Annotated in this window: 7 protein-coding genes; 2 read left to right on the top strand and 5 right to left on the bottom strand. The window is 44.9% G+C overall.

What is annotated here, in order from left to right; all coding sequences use genetic code 11:
- Positions 1-9,422, top strand: a 9,422-nt coding sequence (locus tag AB6E85_RS17040) for a cadherin-like domain-containing protein (protein WP_372143327.1), incomplete at its 5' end; no start/stop codon positions are given.
- A 76-nt stretch (positions 9,423-9,498) separates the two neighbouring features.
- Here AB6E85_RS17040 and AB6E85_RS17035 read toward each other — a convergent pair.
- The 5 genes from AB6E85_RS17035 to AB6E85_RS17015 form a co-directional block, all read right to left on the bottom strand.
- Positions 9,499-10,263, bottom strand: a complete 765-nt coding sequence (locus tag AB6E85_RS17035; protein WP_061039640.1) for a transporter substrate-binding domain-containing protein — start codon at positions 10,261-10,263, stop codon at positions 9,499-9,501.
- 255 nt (positions 10,264-10,518) lie between these two features.
- Positions 10,519-12,285 carry a sodium:solute symporter family transporter gene (locus AB6E85_RS17030; RefSeq protein WP_048613936.1) on the bottom strand — a complete coding sequence of 589 codons (1,767 nt, stop codon included), beginning with the start codon at positions 12,283-12,285 and terminating at the stop codon, positions 10,519-10,521.
- Between the two features lie 847 nt (positions 12,286-13,132).
- Complete coding sequence (locus tag AB6E85_RS17025; protein ID WP_017069898.1) at positions 13,133-13,759, bottom strand: bifunctional 4-hydroxy-2-oxoglutarate aldolase/2-dehydro-3-deoxy-phosphogluconate aldolase; 627 nt, start codon at positions 13,757-13,759, stop codon at positions 13,133-13,135.
- Positions 13,760-13,832: 73 nt separating this feature from the next.
- Complete coding sequence (locus tag AB6E85_RS17020) at positions 13,833-14,765, bottom strand: sugar kinase (RefSeq protein WP_017061485.1); 933 nt, start codon at positions 14,763-14,765, stop codon at positions 13,833-13,835.
- A gap of 34 nt (positions 14,766-14,799) precedes the next feature.
- The gene (locus AB6E85_RS17015) at positions 14,800-15,135 is read right to left on the bottom strand and encodes a cupin domain-containing protein (RefSeq protein ID WP_009846518.1); all 336 of its coding nucleotides are present in this window, start codon (positions 15,133-15,135) and stop codon (positions 14,800-14,802) included.
- 333 nt (positions 15,136-15,468) lie between these two features.
- Between AB6E85_RS17015 and AB6E85_RS17010 the strand changes: the two genes are divergently transcribed.
- Entirely contained in the window at positions 15,469-17,658 is a 2,190-nt protein-coding gene (locus tag AB6E85_RS17010; protein WP_086969640.1) for a heparinase II/III family protein, read from the top strand.
- Position 17,659 lies beyond the last annotated feature (1 nt).

Raw genomic sequence — 17,659 nt, 5'->3', positions numbered from 1 at the left:
CGACAAGCGGGACTCCTATCTTCACGCTCGCGCTAGCGAATGATGGCTCTTATACCTTTACGTTGTTAGGTCCTCTAAATCATCCTACAAGTCCGAATTCCAATACCTTAACGATTCCATTCGATGTCGTTGCGGTTGATGGCGATGGCGACGATTCTAACCAATATGTATTGCCAATCGAGGTGCTCGATGATGCGCCAGTAATGACGGCGCCGACTGGTGACATGGTTGTCGATGAAGACGATCTTACTGGTATTGGTTCAGATCAATCTGAAGATAGCATTATTAATGGGTTATTCACGGTTGATGAAGGCGCCGATGGTGTTGTGAAGTATGAACTGGTTGATGAAGATTTGGTTCTTACTGGCTTAACCTCTGATGGAGAAAGTTTAGAGTGGCAAGCTGTGTCGCAAAGCGGCACAACATTTACTTACGTTGCTCAAACAGCAACGAGTAGTGAAGCGGTGTTCGAGATTATTTTCGATACCTCAGATAACAGCTATCAATTCGAACTGTTTAAACCACTTAAGCACCCTGATGGCGCGGGTGAAAACGCGATTAACCTTAACTTCTCTGTTGTAGCTGAAGATTTCGACCAAGATAAATCGAATGCGATCGATCTGAAGATCACGGTGATGGATGATGTGCCAACCATCACTGATACGACGGTTGCGAGTACGTTTGCCGTTGATGAAGGCGATTTAGGCTCTATTGTCGCTCATGCGACAGGCTCGTTTGTTACCACTGAAGGTGCAGACCAAGTAGAGGTTTACGAACTACGCAATATCTCAACGCTGGAAGCGACGCTATCGTCGGGCAATGAAGGTATTAAGATCACTGAGATCACAGGTGCCGCTAATACGACTACCTACCAAGGGGCAACGGACCCAGGTGGAACGCCAATTTTTACACTAGTACTGACTGATGACGGTGCTTATACCTTTACCTTGCTTGGCCCTCTCAATCACGCTACGACACCAAATAACCTCGATACATTAACAATACCGTTTGATGTTGTTGCTGTTGATGGTGATGGCGATGATTCTAACCAATATGTATTGCCAATTGAGGTGCTCGATGATGCGCCAACGATCACTGATACGACGGTTGCGAGTACGTTTGTTGTTGATGAAGATGATTTAGGCTCTGTTGTGGCTCAAGCGACAGGCTCGTTTGTGACCACAGAAGGTGCAGACCAAGTTGAGGCTTATGAGCTACGTAACATCTCTGACCTAGAAGATGCTCTGACATCAGGCAACGAAGCGATTTCGATCACTGAGGTCACTGGGGCTGCGAACACAACTACCTACCAAGGTGCGACCACAAGCGGGACTCCGATTTTTACTCTTGCACTGGGTAACGATGGGTCATACACATTCACTTTACTTGGCCCTCTAAATCACGCTACTGGATCAAATGACCTAACCATACCATTTAATGTTGTGGCGGTAGACGGTGATGGCGATGACTCCAACCAGTATCAACTACCAATTCAAGTCATTGATGATGTTCCGGTAATGGCGCCGCCGACGGGCGAAACGGTTGTCGATGAAGACGACCTTTCAGGCATAGGTTCGGATCAATCTGACGACACTATCATCAATGGACTGTTCACCGTCGATGAAGGTGCCGATGGCGTTGTGAAGTATGAACTGGTTGATGAAGATTTAGTCTTGACCGGTTTAACCTCCGATGGAGAAAGTTTAGAGTGGCTAGCTGTTTCACAAAGCGGCACAAAATTCACATACGTTGCTCAAACTGTGACCAGCAATGAAGCGGTGTTTGAGATTGTTTTCGATACCTCTGATAACAGCTATCAATTCGAATTATTTAAACCACTGAAGCACCCTGACGCTGAAAACGAGAATACGATAAATCTTGATTTCTCCATCGTTGCTGAAGATTTTGATCACGACCAATCGAATGCGATCGATCTGAAGATCACGGTGACGGATGATGTTCCATTAGTGACAACACAATCGATTACTCGTGTTGAAGGTCAGGGTTATCGCGGTTCTATAGTCGATATGTTTGCTGATGCCACTGATGTAGGCGCTGATGGGGCGGCTTTAAGTCGAATCGAAGGAATTACTGATAATGGAGTCAATATTGTTTTCCGCTCTGGAACTAGTGGGCCTTACAGTAGTGGTTTCGATCTAAATAGTGGAACTCAGGAGATTCGAGTATACGAGCAGAGCAATGGCGGCGTTGATACTCGTGAATTGGGTCGACTTCAAATAAACTCAAATGGTGAGATAGAATTTAGAGCCAATAATTACTTAGAGCACGTTGGCGATGAAATCAAATTCTCTATTAAAGTGATTGCGACCGATAGCGATTTAGATACCTCTGAAACACCGTTAGATATCACCATCACAGACCGAAATTCGTCGAAAATCGCGCTGAAAGTGACCACTTTCGAGGATGCGGGTAGAGACTCAACGATACCTTACACAACGGGCGATGAACCAGATCTTGAGAATGTTCAAGACAACCAAAGTGGTCTGCCTAATGCGCCAGCGCAAGTTGCATTGCAAGTTAACTTATACGACCAAGATAACAATGAATCTATAGGTCAGTTAACGATAAAAAGCCCGAACGGAGGTGATAGTCACCAAGGTACGTTCTATTACTTTGATGGTACCTCTTACCATGAGTTAGTACCTGAGCCAAATGGGAGCATTATATTTGGTCCTCCTGAACTTGAACAAAGCTTTGCTCCAAATCCGAATGAATCAAGACAAACTATTGCGACGATAGACAACCTATTCTTCGTCCCTGATCAACACGCTAGTTCAAATGAAACTGGTGGGCGCGTTCGTTATGAACTCGAAATTGATAACAATGGCATGCTTGACCACAAAGTAAACTCAAACTTCAAAATCGAGATTGAAGCGGTAGCGGATATTGCTACTTGGGATGATGGTAACAGCACTTATCAGTATCAAGTCAATGAAGATGAAGACAACGTCACGTTGCAGCTAAACGCAGTATCACAAGATAGTAGCCAAACTGAAACGATCACTTATGAGTTGAAAGTTGTTGAAGGTGACGGAAAGTTTGAGCTTCTTGATAAAGACGGCAATGTGCTTACGCTGACGGCGGGTGGTGTATATAAAATAGCGGCAGAAGACATTAACACCACCGTGGTTAACCCTATTGATAATTTCTCGGGTCAGATAGAGTTCGAAGCAACAGCGGTTACAGAGGAAACACTGAATCCTTATGAAGATACTGCTAACGGTGGGGCAAATGATAAAACTAAGGCTCGTTCTGTAGAGCAAAACATCATTATTGATGTCACTGCTGACGCTGACCCTGGAAAGTTCAGTGTAAATCGCATTCAAATCAACGAAGACAATATTGATAATCCCGACTACCTTGGGCCTTTGGATAACAAAGATGCATTCACGCTAGACGAAGTCATCACCATGACAGGATCGGTCGATACGGATGGCTCTGAAGAACTGTTTGTTCGTATCAGCAATATTACAGAAGGCGCAGTGCTTTACTTTGTGGGTACAACCACGGTAGTTCCTATTGTCAGTGGTACCAATTACCACGAAATAGCGTATTCCGATTTGGCTAACGTTGAGGTGGTTCCAACTAAACACAGCAATGTCGATTTCACTTTTGATGTTACAGGTGTAGTGAAGGACACTGCAAACCTGTCAACCAACCCACAACAAGTCGATGTAGAAATACTCGGTACTAAAACGGTTAACGTTGAAGTGAAAGGAGTTGCTGACACACCTTATGGTGGGACGAATGGTACCGATTGGACCGCAATTACAGATGGTACTGCAAGCGGTGTTCAAACGACGATTCAAGAGAGTCAAAACGGCGACAGCTTTGCTCTGCTTGACTTCACGGTATTGTCGGGTGAGAGAAAGCCTGACACCGGCACTACACCATTACCGGACGATGGTTCCGAATCAATAACGGTTATCTTATCGGGTATTCCTGATGGCGTTATAATCGAGGATGGTGACGGTACGGTTATTGATCTTAACTTTGTGGGTTACGAAACCGGACCGGGTGGTAGCCCTGATTTATCAAAACCTATCTACGAAGCTAATATTACGGAGGCGGGTACAACGTCAGGTATTCGTATTCGACCTGTCGACTCTTCGACCGAGAATATCCACATTCAAGGCAAAGTGATCGTAACGGAAAACGACGGTCACACACTTTCTTTTGATCAAGAAATTCGAGTGTTGGTTGAGCCTATCATCGATACCTCAACAACCTACGACAACGTCACAAACGGGAACGAAGATACGGCTATCAACATCGATTGGCATCCTGAAGGCGTTGACTATATCGACTCAGATGAGCATTTCACCTCAATTAAGATTTTCGGTATTCCACCGGGTGTCACACCCACCGTAAATGGTGATGTGACTGTTGTGAATGATGGTGCGGGTACGTTAACGATTACCCCTAAAGACGCGAATCAGACGCCGGAACAATTTACTCAAATTGCATTAGCGAATAACTTTATTCAAATGACTCCGCCAACTGACTCTAGCGTTGATTTCACATTGACGACAGAGGTAGACGTTGAGGAGCGTGATCACGAATATGTGGACTCTTCTAACCCAGGTGAGGGTATTGCGACTGCGACGGTTAAAGGTACGATCAATGTTATCGTAAGACCCGTTGTTGAGACTCATGATGGCATCGATAATCAGCTTATCGTCGACGACGTGGCTGGAACTGGTTCTTTGGGTACGGTGAGCGCCGATCCTTTGACTGGTGTACTCAAGTTTACAACCAACAGCGACAATCCGTCCGCCACGGATGAATTTGTTATTCGATATCAAGAAACCGATGCATCATCTGCTATTGAGGAAGTCGACCAACTGGTTATTCAATTAACGAATAATGACCCGAATAAGACTCCATTATCAGATGACGTATTGAATCAATTACTCGTTATTGGCGCGGCTTATGAAGGCGATGGTCGTTGGGTTGTGACGAATGAGGACTTGTTTAGTATCAGTGCTCCTAATGGTCTTGGTTTCCCTCCTATTTCTAATCTTCCAGACGTATTCAATGACATCAAGATGACTATCTTTAGTACGGTGGTTGATCGCGGTGATGGTGTTGAGGTTGAGTCATCTCCTGCCGTTATTCGGGAAGGCGAAGTGACATTATCATTTCCAGAAGTACTTGTCGGGGGAGGTGAGGTCGCAGCAGATATTACGATGACACCAAACAGTGTTGTCGATGCCATCGAGGACACACAGCTAGATTTGGGAGCTGCGCTAGATAGTTTGATCACTTTCTCTGGAGAAGACGCTTCGGTAGACCAAGTGACCATTATCATTGATGACTCCGTGACCATTAACCCAGGAGGCACTTTCCCAATTAGTTTAGCGGGAAGCAGTGAAGTCGATTTTGTTAATGGAAAATATGTATTCGAAACAACCGTTGAACAGGGCGTTCCAACTGATTTCTCAGGGCTGTTACTTAACTTGCCGGCAGACTACTCTGGTGACTTTAGATTACCACTAACCATAGTGACCAAAGATACGCTCTCTGGTGATGAGAAAACGTTAGTTACCGACGTCGTCATCAAAGTCGCGCCAGATGCAGAGACGGACCCTACGATTGAGGTGAATGTCGTCGGTTCGCTTGATGATGCCTTTAATCCTGTTGATAACGACGGTCAGGCTGGACAAGATCAGGTGGGTTACGAAGACACCTACATTCAACTCGACTTCAATTCGACTATTTCGGATCAGGTATCAGGCGTCGAAGGGGGGCAAGAGGCGTTTGCATCCATTACTTTGACGTTGGATGACCCTTCAATAGGGGCATTCTATGACAATACGGGCACCTCACTTGGTACCTCAGTCACGTTTAATCAAGCTGAAATCGCGGCGGGGGCGCTCGATAATGTCCTCTTTAGGGCGATAGAAAACTACCCAATTGGAAATGATATTAACCAAGTGCAGATTAATGTAAGTGGTACAGTTACAGATACCGCAACCTACAATGATTCTGCTTTTCCGGTAGGCACTGCAACCGACTCCGATACCTTCAATACAAGTGTTCGTTTTGATGTTGTTCCGGTTGTTGATGATGTACATGTCTCTGGGCCGGGTAGTGATCCTGATGTAATCGAGATTACCGGCAACGAAGACCAGCTTATTTCCTTGTCAGGTACAGGACCTGTATCGATTGCACTGACTGACCTTGATGGATCAGAACAGTTTGTATCGATTAAGTTCACTGATGTACCTGATGGCTTCCAGATGCGTGTAGATGCTGGTTCTGCTTACACTGTGAAAAACAACGGTGGCGGTGAGTGGAGTGTTCAATTGCCTCAAGCTTCTGGGCTTTCATTCGACTTAAGTGAAATTTCGATTTTACCGCCTAAAAACTTCAGTGGTACTGCTGAGTTTGGTGTTGAAGTGTTCACTCAAGAGTCGCTACTTGGTGTACCGACTGCGGCTGCAAACTTACCAAGCTTCAAACTGCATGTGGTGCCTGTTGGTGACGATGTTGATACCAATCCTACGGACTCTGTAACAGGCAACGAAGGGCAGAATATTGATATCGAAATCAATGCGACTATTTTAGATAAAGAGTTGTCGGCCACAGGAAGCGGAACGTATACCGAAAATGCACCCGAAACCCTTCGAGTCGAAGTGGCTGGTGTTCCTCAAGATGCTTCTATCTACTACCCTGACGGAACCACTATAGGTAGCTATGATCCAGCGACGCAACTCTGGACACTAAACGTCCCAGCTCAGTCGTTAGATAAGATCGTATTTAACTCTGGCGAACATAATAGTGATACAGGTAATGCTTTGGGTATTAATGGTCCACTGCAGATTACCGTTCGTTCTGTGGATACAGATGCTGATAACACGGAGCATTTAGGCACACCAACGAGTTTCAATGTTGATTTAGTGATTGATCCGATCAACGATCAACCGACCTTTGTCAATGTGACTAACCTTGAAACGACAGAAGACTCTACTGGCGTGGCAATCAACAACTTTAGTATCTACGATATCGACGCAAACTTTGATAATCCAGATGCACCGTATGTACTGACGCTAAAAGTTGACCAAACACTGCCGGGTGCACAGGGCGAGTTTGTACTCCCAAGCACTCAATCCAATGGTGTGACATTTGTATTGCAGGCTGATGGCTCACTTGTCATGACAGGTAAAGAAGCTGACATCAATGCAGCGCTAACTAATGGCGAGGTTACGTTCAAACCGGACCCGGATCAGAACTATCTCAATCTGGGTGGGTTAGTGACCATTAATGCTACGATCGATGACGGTGGTAATAACGGTTTGATTGATGCGGGTGATCCGAATACCGCTCAAACGAATCAAACTACCTTCACTATTAAAGTGACGGAATATAATGATGCTCCGATAGCGGCCAATGTTGATTTGGGCTCGATTCCGGAAGATGGCCAAATCGTGATTGTTGAGGGTGACTTGATTACGGCAAGCTCTGATATCGAAAATCATAACCTTACCGTAACAGATATCAGCCTTACTCAAAATCAAGGTCAAGGTCAGCTTCAGAGGTTTGAGAACATTGCTGGGGCGGATGACAATTCGATTAATGGTCCATACTGGGTGTTCACGGCAGCTGATGATTATAATGGAGACGTCAAATTCAATTACTCCATTATCGATGATGGTACAACCGACGGTTCGCCGGACTTCAAAGTGGGCAGTGCGGAAATCAGCCTTGTAGTTACAGAAGTTAATGACCAACCAGTGGCAACCGATATTGATTTGGGCACCATGCTTGAAGAAGGTCAGCTAATCATCAAAGCTGAAGACCTGATTACAGCGACGACAGACCCTGAGGGGCATGCCATTACGGTAACTAAGGTCGAAATCGATCAAGGTCAGGGGCAAATTCAGAAGTTTGAGAACGTTGGTGGGGCGGATGACAATTCGATTAATGGCCCATACTGGGTATTCACGGCAGCTGATGATTACAATGGCGATGTTACATTCACCTATACCGTAGAAGATAACGGTACAACCAATGGCTCAAATGATTTCTTAACGGATACCGCGGAAATCAGCGTTGTGGTGCAAGGTGTCAACGATACGCCTGTTGTTAATGGTGACAGTGTCACCTCTCTTGTCGACGAGGATGCCGGTCAGCTATTGAGTGGTATCAATGTCAGTGACCCAGATTATGTGGATGCATTTTCGAATGACCTAATGACAGTCACACTGACGGTGGATTACGGCACATTGAACGTAGCTCTCCCGGCAGGGACGACGGTGATGGTTAACGGGAACAACACCGGTTCGGTCATCTTAGTCGGTACTCTGAGCGATTTGAACGCACTGATTGATACGCCAACCAGTCCAACTGGCGTTTACCTCGATGCGAGCTTGTCTCAAACCAATAGTATTGGATTAGAAGTCATCGCTAAAGACAGCGGAAACCCTTCAGGTATCTCGATTGAAACTGCGCCAGTGGTGTATAACATCGCGGTGACACCTGTGGCGAATACGCCAACCTTGTCTATTGACCCGGCATTCAACTATGTGAGAAACATTACGACCAGCTCATCTGTGGTCGCTAATAGTGGAGTCGCTTTAGTCGGAATTGTCGCTGCATTGACGGATATTACTGAAGAGTTGACGTTGAAGCTCAGTGATATTCCGGACGGCGTTGACGTAACCAGTGATGCGGGTACGGTTTCGCTGGTGGGTGATACTTGGATAGCGACGGCTGATGCGATTGATAGTCTCAGACTCGTCGAGCAACCATCAGCTGGTAAGCCGTTAACTCCGGGTAATTACACGTTGAAGGTTGAGGCGGTATCTGAAGAAACGGACAATAACGATATTGCGATATCTCAAAACATTGATCTAAACCTCAATATAGTTGCGAACCCAATAGATCTCGATCTGTCTTCTGAAACAGACGATGTGCAACTTTTAGCGAGTAACTTTGATACTAACCTCACTGGCGGATCAGGAAATGACCGACTTGTGGGTGGATCGGGTGACGATACGCTGGTTGGCGGTGACGGTAACGACACCCTGATTGGCGGTGGAGGCTCAGACATTCTGACTGGTGGCGATGGTATGGACTCGTTCGTATGGCTTAACATCGAAGATGGTGTTGAAGATACGATTACCGACTTTGATTTGTCGGAAGGGGACAGTATTGATTTGAGAGAAGTGTTGCCGGAGCTTAAAAATACATCTCCAGACATGACCGCGTTGCTACAACAGATAGACGCGAAAGTGGACGGGGATGACATTGAGCTTACGATCAACCCGGATGGCTTAGGTACTACGGAACAGGTGATTGTGGTTGAAGACCTTGCGCCACAGCTAACCTTAAGTGGCACCATGCCTTCAGACATCCTAGATGCGCTAGTACAGCAAAATGTGATAACTCACGGTTAAGCGAACCATTAAACCATAACGAAAGAGGCCAGCATTGCTGGCCTCTTTTTTGTTACGGTATAAACTGAAAAAGACGTTACTTAAGAGAGTTGTGGATCAGGAACTCTTCTTCAACACCTTTCAACTTCATTTCATCCATAATGAAGTTCACCGTGTTCAACAAACGTTGTTCACCTTTAGGAATCAGGTAGCCGAACTGACTGTTGGTGAATGGAGTTTCGCAGCGTGCCGCTTCAAGACGTTCGTCAGTCACTTGATAGAACAGGCCTTCAGGGGTTTCTGTCACCATCACATCAACTTTGCCTTCTGCTACTGCTTTCGGTACGTCGAGGTTGTTCTCGTAACGTGTGAAGCTCGCGTTTTGCAAGTTCGCATCGGCAAAGATCTCGTTAGTGCCGCCAATATTCACGCCCACACGCACAGAAGAGAGGTTCACCTTCTCAATGCTGTCGTACTGTTCTGCTGTGCCTTTCGCAACCAAGAAACACTTACCAAAGGTCATGTAGCCTTGAGTTTGTTCCGCGTTTAACTGACGCTGCATTTTACGCGTAATGCCGCCCATCGCGATGTCGTACTTATCGTCTTCTAGATCGGCCAGTAGATCTTTCCATGTGGTACGAACAATCTTCAATTCAACGCCTAATTGCTCCGCGATGTGCTGTGCAACGTCGATATCGTAGCCAGAGTAGCTTTTACCATCGAAGTAAGAGAAAGGCTTGTAGTCGCCAGTAGTACCCACACGAAGCGTGCCTGATTTTTGAATGTCTTCTAGCTGGTCAGCTTGTGCGACGCCAGAAAGTGCCAGAGCAATGGAAGCAAGTAATAGTGATGTTTTTTTCATTGTAATTGTCTGTTGTGTTTGTGTTGTCATTCAAAGTAACAGAAACAATCAGAGAAAGAGATCAAACCATTGGAAAGGTGGGAAAAGAAGATAAAACGAGGGCAGGAGATAGGTATTTCTACGGTTTGTGAGCATTGATCGAGATGCGTTTCATATTCTATTTTGATAAACCGAAGACAAACAAAAAGCCCATGTTATCGAATAACATGGGCTTCATTTTGGTTTAACTTGTTAGCTGCTTATTTAGCTATTTAGCTATTTGGCAACAGACTCGTTGTTCATCTTAGCCGGAGCTTTAGATGCGTTAACCAGTAGGATACCAACGGTTAGTACCATCGAACCACATAGTAGGAACAACAAGCGTCCTGTTGGTTCGTTTGGAATCAGAGCCATTGCTAGGATACCGAAACCTGCTGTGCTGATAAGCTTACCAAGCATTGAACGCTGTTTAGTATCTAGGTTTTGTTGCTCTTCACCTTCCGCTACAAGCGGCGTGTTCCAGTTAGTGAATAGTTGGTCAACTTCTTTCTCACGCTCTGGCGATAGGCCTTTGTAGAAGCGAGAAGTCATGATGAAGTAACCACCTGTGAACACTACGTGAGCAGCTAAGCTAAGACCTACTTTCAAGTCGCTCCATTCACGGCCTGTAAGCGCTGTTTCTAGACCAAATAGGTTCTCGATGTCTTCTGCTTGAAGAGAGATACCGAAGATGTAAGAAACGAAACCACCAACCACTAGAGTAGACCAACCAGCCCAGTCAGGTGTCTTACGAATCCACATACCTAGTAGTACAGGGATAAGCATTGGGAAGCCAATCAACGCACCTACGTTCATTACGATATCGAACAAGCTTAAGTGACGCAGAGAGTTAATGAATAGACCAATCGCGATGATGATAATACCCATCATGATAGTCGTTAGCTTACTTACAATAACCAGCTCTTTCTGAGTCGCATTTTGACGAAGAATCGGGCTGTAGAAGTTCATTACAAAGATACCAGCGTTACGGTTCAAACCTGAATCCATAGAAGACATCGTTGCAGCGAACATTGCTGACATAAGAAGACCAACCATACCTGCTGGCATTACGTTTTGTACGAATGCTAGGTAAGCAGCATCACCGGCTTTGTCGCCCATTGATGTGTATTGCTCAGCGAACTCAGGCATGAATGCACTAACGTACCAAGGTGGTAGGAACCAAATTAGTGGACCAACAACCATAAGGATACATGCTAGGCCTGCCGCTTTACGTGCGTTTTCACTGTCTTTTGCACATAGGTAACGGTAAGCGTTGATGCTGTTGTTCATTACACCGAACTGCTTCACGAAGATGAATACAACCCAAAGGATGAAGATGCTCATGTAGTTTAGGTTGTTACCTAACATGAAGTCGCCGTCGAAGTTAGCAACGATGTTAGTTAAGCCGCCACCGTGGAAGTAAGCTGCTACCGCACAAGTGATTGTCACGGCCATGATTACAAGCATTTGCATGAAGTCAGAAGCAACAACCGCCCAAGAGCCGCCCGTTACTGCCATCAATACTAGAACCATACCCGTTACCACAATGGTAGCTTCCATTGGGATATTGAATACTGCTGCTACAAAGATCGCTAGACCGTTTAGCCAGATACCTGCAGAGATAAGGCTGTCCGGCATACCTGCCCATGTGAAGAACTGTTCAGACGTTTTACCAAAGCGCTGACGAATAGCTTCGATCGCCGTTACCACACGAAGTTGGCGGAACTTTGGAGCGAAGTACATATAGTTCATGAAGTAGCCAAAAGCATTGGCTAAGAATAGGATTACAATAACGAAACCGTCATTGAACGCGCGTCCTGCGGCACCTGTAAACGTCCATGCTGAAAATTGTGTCATGAAGGCAGTTGCACCAACCATCCACCACAACATTTTGCCGCCCCCTCTGAAGTAATCACTTGTAGAGGTGGTGAACTTACGGAACATCCAACCAATCGCGATTAAAAAGAAGAAGTAGGCGAGAACAACAAAAGTATCAATAGTCATCTTTTCAGCCTTTTAAATATCATAATTAACTGGGCTTAGATTAACGCGTCCCAAGGTTTATTTGTACTACAATATGTCTTTAGTATGATCTAGGTCGCATTGATTTTTCGGGCTCTAATGTGTTTTAATGTAAGCATTTGTTTTTATTGAATTTAAATGTGCGTGTATTTTGTTTGAGATTTAAAATAAATTGAGGCTTAAATGTTTATATGTATTACAATATAAACAAAAGCACTTACTTTGCCGTATCTATAAGATTTTAATTATAACCGTAACAAATGTGCTACAAATTGGTGTGTTGTGCGACGACATTCACGTTAATTTGGAACCCTATACTGAAAACTTTTGTATTGAGATTTCAAGTGTAGCTCATTGTTTTCACTTCGCTATTTTCTGTTTATCTACGGCTATGAAGCCTTTCTATGCTATTTATTCATTTTTTCGTGCCATAGAGGTGCGTATTTGGAATTTTTGTCACTGAGTGGGCGTTAAACTGGGCGACGAGACACATTTTGCGGCTCACTTTGTCTATTGTGGTCTTCAGTGCATGCGATGAGAGATGCTTGATGACGTATCGAAAAGGAACATTGCTGGATAAGAAGCTGGATAGGCGACAGGGGCCACCAGTAACGCTTCGTTAGATGCGTGCTGAAGTCGATTGAAAGCTTACATTACTTGTTATTGCCTGTCTTAGTCGCGGAGCTGTGCGAACCCATAGAGAGAAAGGCGATAAGGTGTGGGGAAACAGAACGTTGATTGAGCGTGTTTTACGGTTAGTCAGCGCAATAAACGCCAGATAACAAAAAGCCCCACCGAGGTGAGGCTTCATCACTAAATCTAAAATAGATTAAGCGTTAACGTGATCAACTGCGTCACGAACCAGCTTGCCTAGCTCGTCCCACTTACCTTCGTCGATAAGGTTAGTTGGAACCATCCAAGTACCGCCACACGCAAGTACAGAAGGGATCGATAGGTATTCATCAACATTCTTCAAGCTTACGCCACCAGTAGGCATAAATTTAACAGGGTAAACCGCTGTTAGTGCTTTAAGCATGCCAGTACCGCCAGAAGGCTCAGCAGGGAAGAACTTCAACGTGCGAAGGCCCATTTCCATTGCTTGCTCAACTAGGCTTGGGTTGTTAACACCCGGTACGATTGCAACACCCTTATCGATACAGTATTGAACAGTGCGCGGGTTGAAACCTGGGCTTACGATGAAATCAACGCCAGCTTCGATAGATGCGTCAACTTGCTCGTTAGTCAGTACAGTACCTGAACCGATTAGCATGTCTGGAAATTCTTTACGCATGATGCGAATCGCTTCGATTGCACATTCTGTACGTAGCGTGATTTCTGCACATGGCATGCCGTTTTCAACAAGTGCTTTACCTAGAGGGATAGCGTCTTCAGCACGGTTGATAGCGATTACAGGAATTACTTTTAGGTTTGCTAGTTGTTCATTTAATGTAGTCATGAATTCTTTCTCACGTTAAATGTGGGCTTGCTTTCAACTAAGCAAACCCTTGATTAATAGTTAAAGTGCGTAATTATAGAGACAGATCAGGCGTCGCTTCTAGAGGAATGATAGCACCTGGATGCTGAATCACAGTCCCTGCCACAATATGACCTGCTAACGCTGCATCACGTGCATTGCCACCGCTTAAGCGCTTAGCTAGGAAGCCCGCGCTGAACGAGTCGCCAGCCGCTGTAGTATCAACAATGTTGTCTACTGGGTTTGGAGCAACGTACTGAGCGCTTTGGCTCTCAACCACTAGGCAGTCTTTAGCACCACGTTTAATGATGATCTCTTTCACACCAGATTCAGACGTACGTGCAATACACTGTTCAATGCTTTCGTCGCCATACAACTCTTGCTCGTCATCGAACGTCAGTAGAGCCGTGTCAGTGTACTTAAGCATCTTCAAGTACCAAGAAATCGCTTCTTGTTGACTTTCCCAAAGTTTTGGACGGAAGTTATTGTCGAAGAATACTTGGCCGCCTTGCGCTTTAAATTTGTCTAAAAAGTTGAATAGTTGCGTGCGTCCATTCTCTGTCAAGATAGCAAGCGTAATACCACTTAGGTAAACCGCATCAAAAGAGAATAACTTGTCAAGTAGAGCAGGTGTGTCTTCCTGATCAAACATGAATTTTGCTGCAGCATCATTACGCCAGTAGTGGAAACTGCGTTCACCAGTTTCATCGGTCTCGATGTAGTAAAGCCCTGGTTGTTTGTGATCAAGCTGAGCAATTAAGCTAGTGTCGATACCTTCCGCTTGCCACTTTTCTAACATGTCGGTACTGAATGGGTCAGTGCCTAGTGCTGTTACGTAGCTCGTGTTGATATCTTGCTCTTTTGTTAAGCGAGACAAGTAAAGTGCAGTATTTAGTGTATCGCCACCGAAACTTTGCTTAAGCCCGTCTTGTTTCTTTTGTAGCTCAACCATGCACTCGCCAATGACCGCGATGTTTAATGATTTCATATGCTTACCTTAGCAACTGAGGTTGCGCTGTTTATTATTTTAGGAAATCTTCACGCGCAGGGTTGAAGATATCAAGAAGGATGCTGTCTTGCTCTAGTGCAACTGCACCGTGCATCATGTGTTTACGAGCGAAGTAAGCATCGCCTTCTTTAAGGACTTTCTTTTCGCCTTCAATCTCAGCTTCGAAGCTGCCACGAACTACGTAACCGATTTGGTCATGGATTTCGTGAGTATGAGGGTGGCCAATCGCGCCCTTATCAAAACATAGGTGTACTGCCATTAGATCGTCAGTGTAAGCAACGATTTTACGCTTAATGCCGCCACCAAGTTCTTCCCATGGGTTTTCATCTAGGATAAAGAAAGAGTTCATTGTGTATCTCCTAATCTGTTTAAATCTTTTAAGTGTTACTTAACTTGCATCCATCATAAGGGAATGAGTTCAATTGTAATACAATATATCTAAATTTGTGTGATATTGATCAAGCGATACTTTATATAGCGTAAATAAATCAACAACTTAATAAATGGCTGATATTTACCATTAATCAGCTACATCAATGACTTATGGCTAATTGTGTGACTCTACTCATCATTTGGCGACGAATAGGTATAATTAAAGCTCATATTGTATTACTTTATATGGAGTTTGAAAATTTAATCAAAGTTTAAGCAGATAAACTCTTTATTGAGGGTGACAAAGAATATGACGACTAAACCAGTATTGTTGACTGAAGCAGAAATCGAGCAGCTTCATCTTGAAGTGGGCCGTTCTAGCTTAATGGGCAAAACCATTGCAGCGAACGCGAAAGATCTAGAAGCATTCATGCGTTTACCTATTGATGTCCCAGGTCATGGTGAAGCTGGGGGTTACGAACATAACCGCCATAAGCAAAATTACACGTACATGAATCTAGCTGGTCGCATGTTCTTGATCACTAAAGAGCAAAAGTACGCTGACTTTGTTACAGAATTACTAGAAGAGTACGCAGACAAATACCTAACGTTTGATTACCACGTACAGAAAAACACTAACCCTACAGGTCGTTTGTTCCACCAAATCCTGAACGAACACTGCTGGTTAATGTTCTCAAGCTTAGCTTACTCTTGTGTTGCTTCAACTCTGACACAAGAACAACGCGACAATATTGAGTCTCGCATTTTTGAACCGATGTTAGAAATGTTCACGGTTAAATACGCACACGACTTCGACCGAATTCACAATCACGGTATTTGGGCAGTAGCGGCTGTCGGTATTTGTGGTCTTGCTCTTGGCAAGCGTGAGTACCTTGAAATGTCGGTGTACGGCATTGACCGTAACGACACTGGCGGCTTCCTAGCGCAAGTTTCTCAGCTGTTTGCACCGTCTGGCTACTACATGGAAGGGCCTTACTACCACCGTTACGCGATTCGCCCAACGTGTGTGTTCGCTGAAGTGATTCACCGTCATATGCCTGAAGTGGATATCTACAACTACAAGGGCGGCGTGATTGGTAACACCGTTCAAGCGATGCTTGCGACGGCTTACCCGAACGGTGAGTTCCCGGCTCTGAATGATGCTTCTCGTACGATGGGTATCACAGACATGGGTGTTCAGGTTGCGGTAAGTGTTTACAGCAAGCATTACTCTTCTGAAAACGGCGTAGATCAAAACATTCTTGGTATGGCGAAGATTCAAGACGCAGTTTGGATGCACCCATGCGGCCTTGAGCTATCTAAAGCCTACGAAGCGGCTTCTGCTGAGAAAGAAATCGGCATGCCTTTCTGGCCAAGTGTTGAGTTGAACGAAGGCCCTCAAGGTCACAACGGCGCGCAAGGCTTTATCCGTATGCAGGATAAGAAAGGCGACGTTTCTCAACTTGTTATGAACTACGGCCAACACGGTATGGGTCACGGCAACTTTGATACGCTGGGTATTTCTTTCTTCAACCGTGGTCAAGAAGTACTGCGTGAATACGGCTTCTGTCGTTGGGTGAACGTTGAGCCTAAATTCGGCGGCCGTTACCTAGACGAAAACAAATCTTACGCTCGTCAAACAATTGCACATAACGCAGTAACGATTGATGAAAAATGTCAGAACAACTTTGACGTTGAACGTGCAGATGCAGTACACGGCTTACCACACTTCTTCAAAGTAGAAGACGAGCAAATCAATGGCATGAGCGCATTTGCTAACGATCATTACGAAGGTTTTGACATGCAACGCAGCGTGTTCATGCTAAACCTTGAAGAATTAGAATCTCCGCTACTATTAGATCTTTACCGTTTAGATTCTGAGAAAGGCGGCGAAGGCGAGCATCAGTACGACTACTCACACCAATATCAAGGTCAGATTGTTCGCACTAACTTTGAATACCAAGCAAACAAAGAGCTGAACACGCTAGGTGAAGACTTCGGTTACCAACACCTATGGAACGTGGCAAGCGGTGATGTGAAGGGCACAGCACTGGTAAGCTGGCTACAGAACAACACCTACTACACGTGGCTAGGTGCAACGTCTAACGACAATGCTGAAGTTATCTTTACTCGCACTGGCGCTAACGACCCAAGCTTCAACCTACGTTCAGAGCCTGCGTTCATTCTACGCAGCAAAGGCGAAACAACATTGTTTGCTTCTGTTGTTGAAACGCATGGTTACTTCAACGAAGAATTCGAGCAATCAGTTAATGCACGTGGTGTTGTGAAAGACATCAAAGTAGTGGCTCACACGAATATAGGTTCGGTAGTTGAGATCACCACAGAGAAATCAAACGTGACAGTGATGATCAGCAACCAACTTGGCGCGACTGACAGCACTGAACACAAAGTAGAGCTGAACGGCAAAGTATACAGCTGGACAGGCTTCTACTCAGTAGAAACAACTTTAAACCCAGAATTAGCAGAGCAGGGGAAATAAT

It is taken from the genome of Vibrio sp. 10N.247.311.51, from assembly GCF_041467855.1.
GTDB classification, from domain to species: Bacteria; Pseudomonadota; Gammaproteobacteria; order Enterobacterales; family Vibrionaceae; genus Vibrio; species Vibrio coralliirubri.
This window is presented reverse-complemented; position numbering and strand designations above follow the sequence as displayed.

Bases quoted from the DNA above. Each gene is read 5' to 3' on its own strand.
- AB6E85_RS17030 (WP_048613936.1), bottom strand. From the start codon at position 12,285: ATGACTATTGATACTTTTGTTGTTCTCGCCTACTTCTTCTTTTTAATC.
- AB6E85_RS17035 (WP_061039640.1), bottom strand. From the start codon at position 10,263: ATGAAAAAAACATCACTATTACTTGCTTCCATTGCTCTGGCACTTTCT.
- AB6E85_RS17025 (WP_017069898.1), bottom strand. From the start codon at position 13,759: ATGACTACATTAAATGAACAACTAGCAAACCTAAAAGTAATTCCTGTA.
- AB6E85_RS17010 (WP_086969640.1), top strand. From the start codon at position 15,469: ATGACGACTAAACCAGTATTGTTGACTGAAGCAGAAATCGAGCAGCTT.
- AB6E85_RS17015 (WP_009846518.1), bottom strand. From the start codon at position 15,135: ATGAACTCTTTCTTTATCCTAGATGAAAACCCATGGGAAGAACTTGGT.
- AB6E85_RS17020 (WP_017061485.1), bottom strand. From the start codon at position 14,765: ATGAAATCATTAAACATCGCGGTCATTGGCGAGTGCATGGTTGAGCTA.